Origin of the sequence: Campylobacter sp. RM12640, from assembly GCF_020137595.1 — a bacterium.
Taxonomy (GTDB): domain Bacteria; phylum Campylobacterota; class Campylobacteria; order Campylobacterales; family Campylobacteraceae; genus Campylobacter_E.
In genome coordinates this window covers 1-13,952 of the sequence record NZ_JACGAU010000032.1, presented here as the reverse complement: position 1 = coordinate 13,952, position 13,952 = coordinate 1, and the positions used below count along the sequence as shown (strand labels likewise).

The window sequence follows — 13,952 nt, the reverse complement described above, 5'->3', positions numbered from 1 at the left end:
TTGCAGGGGCATTATAAATAAACAATATTAAGGAGAGCTTAATGGATATGCAGTTTGGCTTAGGGCTAAAGTTAGCCTTAGGCGGATTTGATAAGCTAAAAACACAGCAAGAAAGATTAGAAAAGCTAGGCAAAATTGCAAAGCTTAGCACTGATAAAATGAATAATCTAACAAAAAGCATAAATAAGCTTAATAATTTAGATATAAAAGCTGGACTTGCTAAAGAAAAACTACAAGCCTTTAAAGATGATTTAACTAAAAACATAGCTAAGGCTGGAGCATTAGCCGTGCCTGTTAAATTAGCCGGTGATTATGAAAGTGCATTAGCTGATTTTAATAATGCCGCTAAGCTTGATAATGCAGGGCTAAAAGATATGAATGAATATTTTTTAAGTTTAAGTAATAAGGTAAATATTTCTAGTGCTGAACTTGCAAATCTAGGGCAAAACATAGCAAAAATGGGTGTTCCTAAAAACGATTTAAAAGAGTATTTAAACACAGCATCTAAGCTTCAAATGGCTTTAAGCTTTAGCACAGATGAGACAAACGAAATGCTAAGCACTCTAAATACTCATTTTAAGCTAAATAGTAAAGATGCGTTAAATTTCGGAGATGAAATATTTACACTTAGTAATAAATTTAGTGCAAGTGCTAAAAGCATAGCACAGCTAACAAGTAAAATAAGTGCAAATGCAAAAATGTTTGGGCTTAGTGCGAATGAAAGTGCCGTTTTAAGTGCAGCATTTTTGCAAGTTGCAAAAGATGAAGGACAAGCAGAAAACTCTATAAATAGCTTAAATGAAAAGCTTATGAATATCACAAGTCTTGGCGATAATGTAAAGCAAAGCTTGGCAAACTTGGGTATGGATGCACAGCAGATAGAAATCGGTATGAAAATAGACCCAAAAGCTACACTTGATTTATTTTTCAATAGATTAAAAATTACTAAAAAAGCTAATGAAAAACAATATAACGAGCTTTTAGTTTCTATGTTTGGCGGGAATGCTAGTATTATGAATGCTTTTGTTGAAAATTTAGACAAATACAACGAAGCAACGGCAAATATAGGTAAAAATAAAGGGGCTTTAGATGATGAAGCTAAGGCTATTAAAGAGCTTTTTAATACCCGTGTGGGTGTATTTACAAATCAGCTAAAAACTTTAAGTATTCAAATAGGCAATGTGTTTTTACCTATTGTTAGCAGCGTAATTGATAAGCTTAGCAGTGTTTTAAGCTTTACTAGCGATATGATGAGCAAGTATCCAACGCTAACTAAAGTCGTTGTTGGCACAGCAGGAGCTTTTATGAGCTTACAAGTTGTACTTAGCACAGCACGTGCTGCATCAGCACTACTAACACTTAGCAAGGTAAATATGGCTAAAAATATGATATATGCTAAAAATGTAGCGATGATTTTAGGTGGTGTGCTTAAAAAGAATTTGTGGCTTAGTCTTGTTGGTGCTGAAGTAAGATTTAGAAAAGCAGCAATTTCTAGTATAGCATTTAGTAAAAGCCTAATCACTTCAAGCATTAGCAAAAGTAAATCAGCACTTATGGGTTTGGCTAGTTTGCTTGGTGGTGGGCTAAGCAAAGCCTTTAAATTTGGTGCAGCTGCTGTTAGAGTGTTTAACCTTGCTCTTGCAAGTAATCCTATCGGCTTAATCGCTGTTGCAATTACTAGCCTTGGAGTTTTGATTTATTCAAACTGGGATAGGATTAAATCTTGGACTAAGAGTTTATGTAGCTTTTTAGCTCGTGTATTTGCTAAACCTATTGAGAGTATTAAAGGGCTTTTTGGTGGGCTTTGGAGTGGTGTAAAATCATTATTTAATACTTGGCTTGATAATTTTAAGCGTGGTGTTAGTATTGTTAGTGAGTTTTTTAGTTCTCCTATTGAAAGTATTAAAAGCTTATTTAGTGGGCTTTGGGATAGTATTTGCAATAGTTTTAGTGCATTTACAAATATTTTTAGCGTTGGTGCAAAATCTTTAGGTGAGTTTTTCTCGTCGCCAATTGAGTTTATTAAGAGCAAATTTAGTGCGATATTTGATTGGATAGCTTCAAAATTTGCTTGGATTACTGATACTTTTAGCTCTATTACTGATTTTTTTGGCTTTGGTGATGAAAAAGAAAGCAAAAAAACACCACAAGTAATAAGTAGTAAAGAAATTGAACAACTCAACACTGCCGTAATGAGTGCAAAAAGTGAGATTAAACAAGATTTTACTATTAATCTTAGTTTTGGAGAGATAAAAATAGCTACAAATAATGGCAATTTTGATTTAAATGCACTAACTGCACAAATAACACAAGCAGTTACAAAAGCAATAGATAAAGCAAACGCAAACGCACAAAATAGAAGCATTGTAGGAGGTTAAAAATGGTTTTTGCTTTAGGAGATTTTACATTTAATGAGCGTCATAATGAAAGCGTAACTAAAACAACTGATTACGCTTTAGGCTTTAATGATAGAATAAACAACTATCCAGCATTTTTTAAAAACGTAAAAACAAAAGTTGATTTAGAAATCAAAGGACACACAATTCCACGCGTAGATGGACTAAAAACACTTGATTTATTAAAGCAAATCGCAGAGAGTAACGAGCCACAGAGTTTAACAAATAGCTTAGGTGAGTATTTTGGTTTGTTTGTTGTAGTTGATATAGTTGAAGAAACGGCTAATTACTTGCCAAGTGGGGCGTTTTTATCTCAAAATTTTACAATTAAACTTAAAAAGGTTGGTGAATGATAGTAATAGCAAGTGATAACGATAGATTAGATTATTTAGTATATAAGCATTTAAAAAGCCTTGATAATTTTAGCTTAGTGCTTGAATTAAACCCACATTTAATCACAAAAACTCATTTAGATGCAGGGGATAAGGTATATTTACCAGATATTGCACCAAATATAAAACAAGAAAGTAAGAGCAAAACGCTATGGTAGGCACATTCAAGCTAATTGCAAATGATAAAGATATAACACAAACTATACAAGATAATTTAATAAGTCTTGAATTTAGTGATAAGGTAGGAGTTCAAAGCGATGAGATGAGTTTTGTAGTAAATGGTATATTTGTGCGTCCTGCTTTTAGTGATGAGTTAAAATTAAGCTTAGGTTATATTGTAAATGAAGAGCTAAAGCTTTTTGAATGCGGGACATTTAGTATAAGTGAATGTACTATTGATTATATAAATAATACAACTGAAGTAAGAGCTACAGCTGTTAATTTTAGTTCATCAGTTAAAATAAAACACTCAAAAACCTTTGCAAATACAAATTTAGGAGCAATTGCAGGAGTTATTGCAAATCGTAATAATCTAAGTGCAAAAGTGCAAAACGCAGCCTACAATGTAAAAATAAATCATATTTTACAAGATAATTCAAGCGATATAGAGTTTATTTATAATCTTGCTTACAAGCACGGCTTTATCTGTGCTATTAAAAATAATTGCTTAATTCTTACTGCAAAAGGTGCTGAAATGAACGGCTATAAAGTAATAGCTAGTAAAAAAGAAAGCAAAAATGAAGATTTACCAAGCTTTAAGCTTAAAATTAGTGATTGTTTTGCTTTAAGCATCACTGAAAATAATCGCATAAAATACGACGCTTGTGAAATCACAAGTCATAATACAAATAGCGCAACACTTACAAGAGTAAAAATCGGTGATGGCAATAATGTTTATAAGATAAAAGAAAGTGCAAACAAAAGCGAAGCAGAGCTTAAAAGCATAGCTACAGCAAGGCTAAGCGAACTTAACAAGGGTGGTGTAAAAGGCTCTTTAATTTGTGCTGGGCAACAAATATCAGCTGGTGGGTATTTAGAGATTGAAAACATCGGAATATTTAGTATAACAAGCGTAAATCATACTCTAAGTAGTGATGTTTATAGTTTAAATGTGGAGTTTGAAGCGTGAATAAAGAATTTGATGAATTAACAGGCATTTTAAAAGATTTAGCAAATCTTCAAGGTAGTGAGCTTTTAACTCGTGCAAATAGCAATATGGCTTCAACACTACTTAAAGATATAGAAGATTGTTTTGAAAATGAAAGTGATGCAAAAGGCAATAAATGGGCTAAAAGAAAAGATAAAAAAGACCATAAGTTGCTTTTTAATACAGGGGATTTAGGCAATCATTGGGACACTAAAGCGGATAATAAAGGCTTTTTTGTCTTTAATAATCGTGGTAAGTCTAAAAGTGGTTTTTCTTATGGGCTTTCTCATCAGTTTGGCTCTAAAAATGGCATTCCTGCACGTCCATTTTTGCCGATAAAAGGAGAAACCATACAAAACGCAGAGCTAAACGATGAAATAAAAGAAAAGCTTTTAAAAGAGCTTGAAAACACAATAAAAAGGGCTTTAAAGATTAGCAAATAGCCCTAAATCACTTGGTCTATGCTCTTTAGTTAGTGCATAAACACGACTTGTGCTTAAATCAAACTCTCTACTAAGTTGAAAAATAAGTTTTGAATGCTCCACTTTATCTTTTAACTCGTTGTATTTTGCGATAAGTTCAGCATAATCATCTTTTTTGCTAGGTATATAAATATTAACTCCACCCCATTCACGCATAATATCTTCAGTAGAATGCGTTTTTGCATATTCTATAAAACTATAAAACATTAAAAAAACCTTTTTGATTTGAATTGTGTGGGTGAGAAATTATACAATAAGTTAAGTAAAAGTTTTTTAACAAAACTTATAAAACTTCTACTTGATGTGAATTTTCACAGATAAAAAATCTTGAAATTCTAGCTTTAAAGTCTAAGAAAATGTCGCCACATTCTCCACGCCTATTTTTTGCTATAGTTAAAATTGTAGGGCGTTCTTCTAAACCTTTTGGATTTTCGTTTTCGCTTAAAAATAATACTATATCAGCATCTTGCTCTATGCTTCCACTCTCTCTTAAATCACTTAAAAGTGGCTTTTTATTAGCTCTTGTTTCCATCGCACGATTAAGCTGACTTAGTGCAATAATAGGGATTTTAAGCTCTAGTGCTAACATTTTTAAGTTACGTGTAATTTCTGCAACTTGTAAATGTCTTTCAGCTTTAATATTTGAGTTCATTAAACCTATGTAATCTAAAACAATCAAATCTAGTTTATGCTCTTTATGATATTTTCTAGCATTTAGTCTTAATTCATCTATATTTAAAAAGCCTCCATCATATACAAAAAGCTTTTTAGTGCTTAAAAAATTAGCACTTGCTTGAATGCTATCTATTTCATAATCTAATAGATTTGCTTCAATTATTGAGCTTAAATTGATACTTGTATCAGAGCTTATAAGCTTTGCAAATAAGCTATGTGCTTCTTGTTCTAAGCTAAAAAACAATACATTTTTATCACGCTTAAGTGCTGCTAACACCACATTTAAAGCTAGTGTGGTTTTACCATTTCCTGGTCGTGCAGCTATAATTATTAACTCTCCAGCTTTAAAACCTTTTGTATAATAATTTAGCATAGATAAGCCAGTATCTAAACCTATAAGGTTTTTATCAACAATACTAGCAACACGATTAAGCTCTGTGTAAAACTCATTTATTCCTTGAACGCTATTTTTTATGCTTTCATTGTTCTTACTTTCAAGTATTTTTATGAGTTTGTTTTGGTGATTTATCGCATAATCGTAGCCATTAATACTACTAGCTTTTATCTCGCTTATAGTATTAGAACATAGTGCAAAAAGGCTTCTTTTAACGCTTAAATCTTTAAGTATTTTTGCGTATTCTTTAATATCTATAAATGAATTTGCATTCTCAAGTTCTCTTAAATGATATTCATTTAAATTAATAGCAATTTTTAAAGTCTTTAAATCTACACTCTCATTTAAAGAGTTTTTGTGTAATAAAAACTCATATATTTCGCCATTTTTCTTATTAGAAAAATCAGCTTTATTTAAAATATTAACTATTTCACTTATGTTTTCGTTGTTTTCAATACAAGCAAGTAATACTGCGTATTCTAATTCTAAATCATTCATTTTAAATTCTTTATAGCATTTATCATTTTAGACGCATCTTTTTTACTCATCATTCCTAAAGAAAACGGAATGTAGCCCAAGATACGATTACAATAGCTTAAAAGCCCTGTGATGTCTTTATTTTTGACTACTTTTGAATTACGCCACATTTTTAAAATTGTAGCGATTTGTGTCTTTGTAGAAGTGCCACGATTGTTTGTATCGCAGTGACTTTCTACTTCACGATTAGCCTTTGCTTTTTTAGTTTCAAAACCTTTATAGCCAAGCACTAAAGCAAAATCTTTAAGCTTATCAATGTCTAAAAGTGTGCTACTATCTACGCCGTATCTTTCAAATAAAATTGCTTGATACATCTCATCATCCATAGCTTTATCATTTTTTAAGATATGAATAATCTTTATTAAATCAGCTCTAAATTTTCTTTGTTTTGGTGTCATTTGTAAGCCTTATAAGTTGTCATAATCATCTTAGTTAAAGCTTTATCTAAAGCACTTTTACATTCTGGTAAAGTTAGCTTTCTGTATCCAAAAAGGCGTAGCTCTTCATAACTTAATCCTTTAGTTCCGAATTCTTCGTTTAAATACAATAAGTAAGGCACATAGTCAAGTCTTTTTAGTTCAGTAAAAATAAGCTCATAATCATCAAGTTTTATAATTTTTCTTAAGCTTCTTAATATCATTTTAACCCTTTTTTAAATACTTAAAAAGGCTTTGCAACGCTTTTGCAAGTGCGTTGCAAAACTATTTTAAATATTTGCAAAATCTAAACTTACATTAGCCCAGCTATCAGTTGCTTTATCTCTTTTATAAAATCTAATATAAGGCTTAATGCCCACAATTTCTACACTTTCACTGATAATTTCCATTGCCTCTTGCCATCTAGCATCTTTAATATCATAAGAGCGAAGTGATAAAATCTTTTTACTATCTAAATTACCTTTTTTATCCACTTCAAAAGCTTTATTTATCAATACTTTAATGTCTTCGCTACTATCTTTTACGATATCATTTAAATATTCATCTATCTTTGCTTTTGCTATGTTTAGTTTTTCGTTAAAATTAATCTTTTCTGACATTTGAACTTGAACTTTTAGAGTTTTTGCATAGTCTTCAAATGTAAAATTGCCTTTTTTTGCATTATCTTTTGCATTGATATTGTATTTTTCTAATAAAATGTCTAAATAGCTTTCAATATCATTATTAATATCATCTTTTAAAGCTTTTAAAATCTTATTATGCTCTTCAACTTTTCTTAAAATACACTCAACCAACTGGTCTTTTAATTTCTCATCAGCTCTGATTAAATCAGGATGCACCCATTCATTTCTAGCGTTAAGCCATTTTTTCTCATCATTTACGATTGCCATAAAATCTCCTTTTAAAATAATTAGCATAAATGCTTATTTAAGCCCTTGTTGTAAGGGCTTAATAAACATTCAAATCTTTAAAATATCAACGATTTTGCTATCGCCATAGCGATAAATAAGCTCACCATCAGTATAAAAATACTTGCTTGAATAATCAGCTCGTAGTCCTTTAATCATAAAATACTTCATCACGCCCCCTTTATAAGTAGCATTGAAGCTGCGTTTTTAAGTGTTTTGACGCTTATGTTTTGGTTTAGTCTTTTTGCTCTGTTTAGCAGCTTTAATGTGCTTCTAAAATTACCCCTTGCTAGTGCGTAAATGGTGTTTATGCATTCACCATCTACTACTCCGTAATCTTTGCAAACTTGCCTTAAATCGCTCATAGCTTCATCATTTGCTAAGCCTTTTAAAATCCATTTTGACCCAACTCTTGAGCTTAATTGCTCATATTCGTAGTAGTTGTTTTTTCCATTGCCATTAAGATTGTTTAAAAGCTTATTTGTTCCAACTAACACAAGCGGAGTGCTTGAAAAATCATGTATTCTTCTTAAAATCTCTAAGCAACGATGATTTAAATGCTCTGCTTCATCAATTATTAGAGTGTGAGTTCTGCGTGTTAATTCATTTGCAATTATTCTTAAAACATTATCGCTTGTGCCTACGCTATTTATTCCAAGTAATTTACATAAAGCATTTAATAAAGCTTTTGGAGTAACCGTAGTAGCTCCCTCAAACAATAAAGCTTGCGGGTGTGTGCTAACATATTCTTTAATAGCTCTTGTCTTGCCACTTCCAGCAACGCCAATTATTGCACCCATTTCGCCATCTGCTACAACCCAATCAATCACATTGAAAATTGCTTTAGCGTCTATTGTGTGAATAAAATCGCTAGATAATTGTGCTTTTTTTGGTGCGAATGAATTTAAAAAGTCTTCAAGCTTTGTTAATACTTCTGTTTTATACTTAAAATCGTCTTTATTTAGTGCCTTGCTAAGATAAGCAGCACTAAAACCTATGCTTTTTGCTACTTGAGCGTTACTTAAGCCTTGCTCTTTGCAAAAAGCATCTAATCTTGCTTTAATTTTCATTGCATATCCTTTCATAAAAATTGATTTAAAAGCTTTGCTAAGCCCTTAAATCAGCTTTTAGCCGATTTTTGAATTTTTTATTAAGTCTTCATAACTCATCTCATCTTCATCATCTTTTGTTTGTATTTTTGGAGCTGTGTAGTCACTGCAAGTGCTAACTTCTTTAAGCAACTTGCCTTTTTCTTTGTATTTTTTACTAGCTTCATCATCTCTTAAAATTATCGTTTCATCTTTTAGTTTTTCTTCGTGGAGTTGTTTTATAACTTTTTTGTCGTGTTCTAGTGTAAGCTTAGTAAATTCACTGATATTCGTATCTTTAATAACTTTATTAATTGCTTGACACTCTTTAGCAAATGCTTTTTTATTAGCTTTTAGTTCTTCTGCACTAAGTTCAGCTATAGTGTTATCACGTGCTATACAAATAAAATTAAATTTCTCATCATAAACATAAATTTCACTTATATTGTCTATATTTGTAACTACTTTTATGCTAGTTCCTACACTTGGCATATCTGCACTTATATAAGTGCGAGAATTAATATTGATACCTTTTTTCTGAACTTTTTTCTCATATAATTCACCAGCACGAGCTAAAAAATACTCATAAGTCATTTTTATAAGTGGATTATCACAGCTATTAAACGCATCAATTCTTGAAATTCTATTTTTTACACGCTTATTTGATATGATATTCCACTTATTTACAGCAGTATCTAGCACTTGCTCTGCTTGGCTAAAATCCATTAAATGGCTTTGATTTGTTTTTTTAACCTTACCAAACTCATTTTTAGCTTTACGCTCTTTTTTAGGTGTTCTTTGCTCTATGATTTCACGAGTAGCTAAGTTATGCCCTAAGTATCCAGGTAAAAGTGATATAATACTATGCTGAATAGTTTTAAATGCTCTTTCAACAAATGGCTTTAATTCTCCACTATAAGGTGCTGTAAAATCATAAGTAATGCCAAGTCTATATAAAACACCTTGCAAATGCTTACTTAGATAATCTTTCCCATTATCGCCTTTAATTTTCATAGGTAAGCCCATAGTATCAATTGCTTTCCATAAAAGCCTAACAAGGCTTAAAGCATTGCTTACATCACCTAAAGCACAAACCATACGACCTGAATAAATATCAATAACACTTAAAATGTGAGGTCTAAACTCTACGCCGTTTTCATCTTGTAGCATACAATCAAGCGGTGAGCTATCTATTTCCCACATTTCGTTACGCTCACTTACACGATTTTTTGAATTACCTTGTGCTGGTTGCTTGTATGATTTTGTCTTATCAAGTCCTTTTTCAACGATAGAAGCTTCTAAATGATTAATTCTTTTATATTCATCCATAAAAGCAATTAGAGTTTTTACGCTAAAGAGCTCTTCTGTTTTACCTTTTAAAAACTTTTGATAATCATATCCTAGCTTCATACCTGCGTAATTGTGTAGGCTTTCGTGCATTTGGGCATAATTTATACCACCAGCACCGCACGCACGCCAAATCATAATAGCTTGTTCTTTTAAAACATCAGGTATAATCTCACCAATTTTACTATCTTTAGCAGTAGTTCTTTTATCTACAAGTCCTGCTAAGCCTTGAGTTTTATAAGCTTTTAGCATTCTATAATACTGCATTCTTGAGATATTTAGCTCATTACAAATACTTTTTATGCTTTCATTATTAGCTACTCTTTGCTCTATTTTGCTAAGAATTATGGCTTTTTCATTTGCTGCTGCCAATTCTTCATCACGAGTTCTTAAAAGAGCGTAATCCCCCACTGCATTACGCTCGTTTAAGCACTCATTTAGAGTGCTTAGTTCATCAGCTTGGCTAGTGCTGATGCTTGGGTATTCGCTAAGTTTCTTTGTGGTAGAAAGTAGTATGCAAGTTGATTGTGTAAGCTCTCTAGTTCCTTTGTTTTCTCTTGCATTAGCTGGTCTAGTATCGTTACATCCAACGCTCTCGTATATTCTTGCTCTAGCTTCTCTATCTCTTGCATCGTGCTTTCCATTAGAGAAGTTATCTCCAATATCGCTTGAGTTCTCTTTATTATTAGCATTTAGTTCTCCTTGCTCGTTAGTTCTTCTTTTATTTTCGCTAATAGCTTTTGAAGTATTCTCGCCTTGTTTATTCCATCTTGACTTGCCATTTCTTTCATTGTAATTCTCAAATCCTCTGGTAACAATGCGTGTAAGATTGTAAATGCTGTATCCACATCCGCATCCTCGTACTCGTAAGGCTCTAAAATTATCTGTAAGCTCCCAAGAGCTAGTTTGATTTGTTGTGTAAATAGTTTGTCTATAATTAACCCCATTGATATACTTACATTCCCACCATTTTCTTTTGCTTGTTGTGTTAATTGTTCTAGTAGTGTCATTTAGCTCTCCTTGTTCGCTTTTATCATCGTGTTTAGTTTCTTGATTTGAGGTTTTAAAAACGCTAGTGCATATCTTATGTCCGTCTCTACATCCTGATAGCGACCCAGCTTCAAGTTCGCATCCATGTTGCGTAAAAACCTCTTGACTGCTTTCATATTGTCTCTTATCACTCTCGCTTCTTTCTTGCTTAGCTGTATCATCTACTGCTCCTTTATTATTTGTTAAAATACCCTTATGTTTAAACTCTCCAACAGCACTACAACCCAGCACAATATTTGAAGAAGATGTAAAAGTATTTGAATTGCATCCATCTACTGCTCCTTGTCCCTTTTTTGTTCCAAAAGAGTTATCACTCTTTCCAATCTCTTTTCCATTCTTGATAACACAATGTAAATCATTATTACAAAGCTTGTCATCAACGCTATAAAATACTCCATTAACTCTCCTTGTTGAATTAGTCTTGAAAAAGTCTTGAATTAATGTTAATTTATCGCTATAAATTGGAGTATTAACATCTATCAAACCTTTATGTAAAGCAATACTAAGTTGAGAATTTGTTACCTTAAATAAAAGCTTGTTTTGAAATTTTGTGTAGGTATATTTTTTAGAATTATTTATCGCTGCATATCTTAAGTTGCTCTCTGTTACTTTAAATATTAATGCAGCGTATTTTGTAGCAATAAATGGCATTATGCGATTTCCTTTGTATCTTTAATAAAGCCATCTTCTTTTAGGATTTTTTCTATCGTTACAAGGTCTGGTCTTTTACCAGTAATATAATTTCTCAATGAGCCATAATTGATATTTTTACATTTTGCATAATGTTTTAATGAACCAAATTGATTCTTTATGCGTTCTGTAATAGTCATTTTTAGTCCTTTGCTTTACTTTTTTGTAAATGTTACTACAAAATGAAATTAAAGTCAATACACAATTATGTAAATTGAAATTATTTTTTATACAAAATGAAAATTAAACTAAATTTTGTTAAAATATTTACAAAATTGTAAAGGTTAAATTATGAAAACTGCTAAAGAATTGATTGCAAAACTTTTAAATATGCTAGGTATTGATAACGAACAAGAATTCTGTAATAAATACGATGTCGTTTATGGCACTTTGCAAAGTTGGAAATTTCGTAACTCAATTCCTTATGAACTAATACTTGATATTTGCAAGAAAAACAATATAAGACTAGAGAGTGTGTTTTATGATGAGATTGCACCTGTAAGAGATGTAATCAGTGTAAGATATTATCAAGATATAAGTGCATCTGCAGGATATGGCGTAATTAATTGTGATGAGCAATGTAGTGAAATAGTGCTTGATAAATCATTTGCAAAAGAATTATTAAATGTAAATAATGCAAAAAATATAGATATTATTAAAATATATGGTGATAGTATGGAACCATTTGTTCACAGCGGTGAATTTGTAGTTGTAGAGCGAAATAAAAATGATTTTAATAGTATAAAGGATGGGGAAATTGTTATTATTAATATTAATGGCGATATATATTGTAAAAAAATATTAAAAAATCCTTACACAAAAGAAATAACACTTAGTTCTTTAAATTCATTTTATCCTGATTTTAAAATCAATGAAGAAGACTTTGAAAATACAAAAATCATAGGAGTTGTTAGTAAAGCTATTTCTATAAAAGATTTTGAACGGGCTTTTATAAAAATAAACAATTAAGGTAGATTATGAATAAACAGAATGATAAGTATGAAATAGATATAATATATTATTGTAGAGAATGCAACACAGTTGATTATTGTAATACACGCCAATTAAAAAAATACCTTAAATGCAAAAAGTGTGGCAGTATTTATTATCACAGACATATAGCTTGTGCTGGTAGGACACTACAAAGAAGAGTAAATACAATTATATATCCAATGAGATATAAATTAAAATTATATACACGTTTTGAGCTAAATTTAGACTTGGATACAGTATCTGCAAGTGATGAGTTTTATTTCTTTGAAACAAGCGTGAAATACTATTATGCCCCATATATTTATAGAAGCGACCATAACTTTCAATATGCAGCCTTTACAATTGAAGATAATAAAAATGGGAAAATAGCAGTTGTAGAAGATGGTTATAATCATAAAGACTGCTTAGTATTTAGGCATCATCACGTTTTTAATTTCAGTTATTTTAAAGACAATGCCTTTAATTTACATTTATGTGATTTTAATTTTAATGGAATAAAACTAAAAATGTATAATATCTTAGAATTAATAAGATTAATTGAAGTAATAAATGAAAGAAATAAATACTTAGGTATAAGTACAAATTTTGTATTTAAGTATATATTAAAATAAAATTAAATTATTTTATTAATTATAATAATTAAGATTTACTGGCTATTTTCACCAAAATATTCACTCAGTGTAACATTTAAGCTTAGAAAATATTCACTCAGTGTAACAAATAGAATTTCGGTTTATATTTGGATTGCAATCTAAAAACTATATCGCTTTTATTTATTGTTGTGGTTACTTTTTTGTAACTTTTTGCTATACCAAAAAGACCTTCTTTATCTATTGTATATGTTTCAAAATATATCTTTTCATTATCTACGCTAATATAAAAATCATTATTTTTAACAAATCTAAGTCTTTTTATTTGTCTAAGGTTTAAAAAGAATATAATAAAGAATATGCTACGAAGTATTGCTTCATCCATCCTTTTTATCCACCACAAATCCGACATTATTCGTTCTGGTCTATTATATAAAAAAATTAAATTATCTATACCAACATAAATTATGCGACATAAAATTAAAATTACGAAAATTTCACTAATAAATCTAATAAGCTCTAAACTATATAAATAATCGTTTTTTATTTTATAATCTTTTAAATTATCTATATTCAAATTTATCCTTTATATTTAATAAAACTAATTATAAAAATTACTAATATTTTTATAACTTGTTTTCATTTAATTCTCCTTTTAATTTATTTAAATAATTTGTATAAACATCATTAGAGCAATTACTATCTAATTGAAGATAATAATTATCAATAAATAACCTAGTAAAAGAATCATAAATTCTATTAAGATTAGGGCTAAGTTCTAAACTCAAATTATTTAAATTTGTTATTGCATAACTACAAGGTTTAT

General features: G+C 30.4%; 17 protein-coding genes. 7 read left to right on the top strand and 10 right to left on the bottom strand.

Features of this window, described 5'->3' with window-relative positions:
- Positions 1–41 precede the first annotated feature (41 nt).
- Genes AVBRAN12640_RS09190 through AVBRAN12640_RS09170 form a run of 5 tightly spaced genes read left to right on the top strand, consistent with a single transcriptional unit; the run spans position 42 to position 4,378 of the window.
- Complete coding sequence (locus tag AVBRAN12640_RS09190; RefSeq protein WP_336609045.1) at positions 42–2,378, top strand: phage tail tape measure protein; 2,337 nt, start codon at positions 42–44, stop codon at positions 2,376–2,378.
- A gap of 2 nt (positions 2,379–2,380) precedes the next feature.
- Positions 2,381–2,749, top strand: coding sequence for a phage tail protein (locus AVBRAN12640_RS09185; protein WP_336609046.1), 369 nt, complete (start codon positions 2,381–2,383; stop codon positions 2,747–2,749).
- Positions 2,746–2,946, top strand: coding sequence for a tail protein X (locus tag AVBRAN12640_RS09180; RefSeq protein WP_336609047.1), 201 nt, complete (start codon positions 2,746–2,748; stop codon positions 2,944–2,946). The genes AVBRAN12640_RS09185 and AVBRAN12640_RS09180 overlap by 4 nt, the downstream gene beginning before the upstream one ends.
- The gene (locus tag AVBRAN12640_RS09175; RefSeq protein ID WP_336609048.1) at positions 2,940–3,917 is read left to right on the top strand and encodes a phage late control D family protein; all 978 of its coding nucleotides are present in this window, start codon (positions 2,940–2,942) and stop codon (positions 3,915–3,917) included. Before AVBRAN12640_RS09180 ends, AVBRAN12640_RS09175 begins: the two co-directional genes overlap by 7 nt.
- Positions 3,914–4,378: a phage virion morphogenesis protein gene (locus tag AVBRAN12640_RS09170; protein WP_336609049.1), complete on the top strand. Its 465-nt coding sequence runs from the start codon at positions 3,914–3,916 to the stop codon at positions 4,376–4,378. The genes AVBRAN12640_RS09175 and AVBRAN12640_RS09170 overlap by 4 nt, the downstream gene beginning before the upstream one ends.
- Here the strand turns inward: AVBRAN12640_RS09170 and AVBRAN12640_RS09165 are convergent.
- The 8 genes from AVBRAN12640_RS09165 to AVBRAN12640_RS09130 all read right to left on the bottom strand — a co-directional run bounded on the left by AVBRAN12640_RS09165 (position 4,361) and on the right by AVBRAN12640_RS09130 (position 11,683).
- Complete coding sequence (locus AVBRAN12640_RS09165) at positions 4,361–4,624, bottom strand: Mor transcription activator family protein (RefSeq protein ID WP_336607357.1); 264 nt, start codon at positions 4,622–4,624, stop codon at positions 4,361–4,363. The genes AVBRAN12640_RS09170 and AVBRAN12640_RS09165 overlap by 18 nt on opposite strands.
- 76 nt (positions 4,625–4,700) lie before the next feature.
- The gene (locus AVBRAN12640_RS09160; protein ID WP_336609050.1) at positions 4,701–5,984 is read right to left on the bottom strand and encodes a DnaB-like helicase C-terminal domain-containing protein; all 1,284 of its coding nucleotides are present in this window, start codon (positions 5,982–5,984) and stop codon (positions 4,701–4,703) included.
- Positions 5,981–6,421 carry a phage protein GemA/Gp16 family protein gene (locus AVBRAN12640_RS09155; protein ID WP_336609051.1) on the bottom strand — a complete coding sequence of 147 codons (441 nt, stop codon included), beginning with the start codon at positions 6,419–6,421 and terminating at the stop codon, positions 5,981–5,983. Before AVBRAN12640_RS09155 ends, AVBRAN12640_RS09160 begins: the two co-directional genes overlap by 4 nt.
- Complete coding sequence (locus tag AVBRAN12640_RS09150) at positions 6,418–6,663, bottom strand: hypothetical protein (protein WP_336609052.1); 246 nt, start codon at positions 6,661–6,663, stop codon at positions 6,418–6,420. Before AVBRAN12640_RS09150 ends, AVBRAN12640_RS09155 begins: the two co-directional genes overlap by 4 nt.
- Positions 6,664–6,729: 66 nt before the next feature.
- Complete coding sequence (locus AVBRAN12640_RS09145; protein WP_336609053.1) at positions 6,730–7,350, bottom strand: DUF3164 family protein; 621 nt, start codon at positions 7,348–7,350, stop codon at positions 6,730–6,732.
- A 188-nt stretch (positions 7,351–7,538) separates the two neighbouring features.
- Positions 7,539–8,438 (bottom strand): AAA family ATPase, encoded by a 900-nt coding sequence (locus AVBRAN12640_RS09140; protein ID WP_336609054.1) that lies wholly within the window; start codon positions 8,436–8,438, stop codon positions 7,539–7,541.
- Between the two features lie 57 nt (positions 8,439–8,495).
- A complete protein-coding gene (locus AVBRAN12640_RS09135; RefSeq protein WP_336609055.1) occupies positions 8,496–11,504 on the bottom strand; it encodes a DDE-type integrase/transposase/recombinase in 3,009 nt (1,002 codons plus the stop codon).
- Complete coding sequence (locus AVBRAN12640_RS09130) at positions 11,504–11,683, bottom strand: hypothetical protein (RefSeq protein WP_336607349.1); 180 nt, start codon at positions 11,681–11,683, stop codon at positions 11,504–11,506. The genes AVBRAN12640_RS09135 and AVBRAN12640_RS09130 overlap by 1 nt, the downstream gene beginning before the upstream one ends.
- Before the next feature lie 151 nt (positions 11,684–11,834).
- Between AVBRAN12640_RS09130 and AVBRAN12640_RS09125 the strand changes: the two genes are divergently transcribed.
- Positions 11,835–12,512, top strand: coding sequence for a LexA family transcriptional regulator (locus AVBRAN12640_RS09125; RefSeq protein ID WP_336609056.1), 678 nt, complete (start codon positions 11,835–11,837; stop codon positions 12,510–12,512).
- An 8-nt stretch (positions 12,513–12,520) separates the two neighbouring features.
- Entirely contained in the window at positions 12,521–13,147 is a 627-nt protein-coding gene (locus AVBRAN12640_RS09120; RefSeq protein WP_336609057.1) for a hypothetical protein, read from the top strand.
- Positions 13,148–13,244: 97 nt separating this feature from the next.
- Here AVBRAN12640_RS09120 and AVBRAN12640_RS09115 read toward each other — a convergent pair whose 3' ends face one another.
- Positions 13,245–13,703, bottom strand: a complete 459-nt coding sequence (locus AVBRAN12640_RS09115) for a hypothetical protein (RefSeq protein ID WP_336609058.1) — start codon at positions 13,701–13,703, stop codon at positions 13,245–13,247.
- 49 nt (positions 13,704–13,752) lie between these two features.
- A partial coding sequence (locus tag AVBRAN12640_RS09110) for a hypothetical protein (protein ID WP_336612995.1) occupies positions 13,753–13,952 on the bottom strand: 200 nt, incomplete at its 5' end.

What these genes read in the sequence shown, in the direction of transcription:
- AVBRAN12640_RS09135 (WP_336609055.1), bottom strand. Translation starts at nt 11,504, where the DNA reads ATGCCATTTATTGCTACAAAATACGCTGCATTAATATTTAAAGTAACA.
- AVBRAN12640_RS09185 (WP_336609046.1), top strand. Translation starts at nt 2,381, where the DNA reads ATGGTTTTTGCTTTAGGAGATTTTACATTTAATGAGCGTCATAATGAA.
- AVBRAN12640_RS09150 (WP_336609052.1), bottom strand. Translation starts at nt 6,663, where the DNA reads ATGATATTAAGAAGCTTAAGAAAAATTATAAAACTTGATGATTATGAG.
- AVBRAN12640_RS09175 (WP_336609048.1), top strand. Translation starts at nt 2,940, where the DNA reads ATGGTAGGCACATTCAAGCTAATTGCAAATGATAAAGATATAACACAA.
- AVBRAN12640_RS09120 (WP_336609057.1), top strand. Translation starts at nt 12,521, where the DNA reads ATGAATAAACAGAATGATAAGTATGAAATAGATATAATATATTATTGT.
- AVBRAN12640_RS09140 (WP_336609054.1), bottom strand. Translation starts at nt 8,438, where the DNA reads ATGAAAATTAAAGCAAGATTAGATGCTTTTTGCAAAGAGCAAGGCTTA.
- AVBRAN12640_RS09180 (WP_336609047.1), top strand. Translation starts at nt 2,746, where the DNA reads ATGATAGTAATAGCAAGTGATAACGATAGATTAGATTATTTAGTATAT.
- AVBRAN12640_RS09145 (WP_336609053.1), bottom strand. Translation starts at nt 7,350, where the DNA reads ATGGCAATCGTAAATGATGAGAAAAAATGGCTTAACGCTAGAAATGAA.
- AVBRAN12640_RS09155 (WP_336609051.1), bottom strand. Translation starts at nt 6,421, where the DNA reads ATGACACCAAAACAAAGAAAATTTAGAGCTGATTTAATAAAGATTATT.
- AVBRAN12640_RS09190 (WP_336609045.1), top strand. Translation starts at nt 42, where the DNA reads ATGGATATGCAGTTTGGCTTAGGGCTAAAGTTAGCCTTAGGCGGATTT.
- AVBRAN12640_RS09125 (WP_336609056.1), top strand. Translation starts at nt 11,835, where the DNA reads ATGAAAACTGCTAAAGAATTGATTGCAAAACTTTTAAATATGCTAGGT.
- AVBRAN12640_RS09165 (WP_336607357.1), bottom strand. Translation starts at nt 4,624, where the DNA reads ATGTTTTATAGTTTTATAGAATATGCAAAAACGCATTCTACTGAAGAT.
- AVBRAN12640_RS09130 (WP_336607349.1), bottom strand. Translation starts at nt 11,683, where the DNA reads ATGACTATTACAGAACGCATAAAGAATCAATTTGGTTCATTAAAACAT.
- AVBRAN12640_RS09160 (WP_336609050.1), bottom strand. Translation starts at nt 5,984, where the DNA reads ATGAATGATTTAGAATTAGAATACGCAGTATTACTTGCTTGTATTGAA.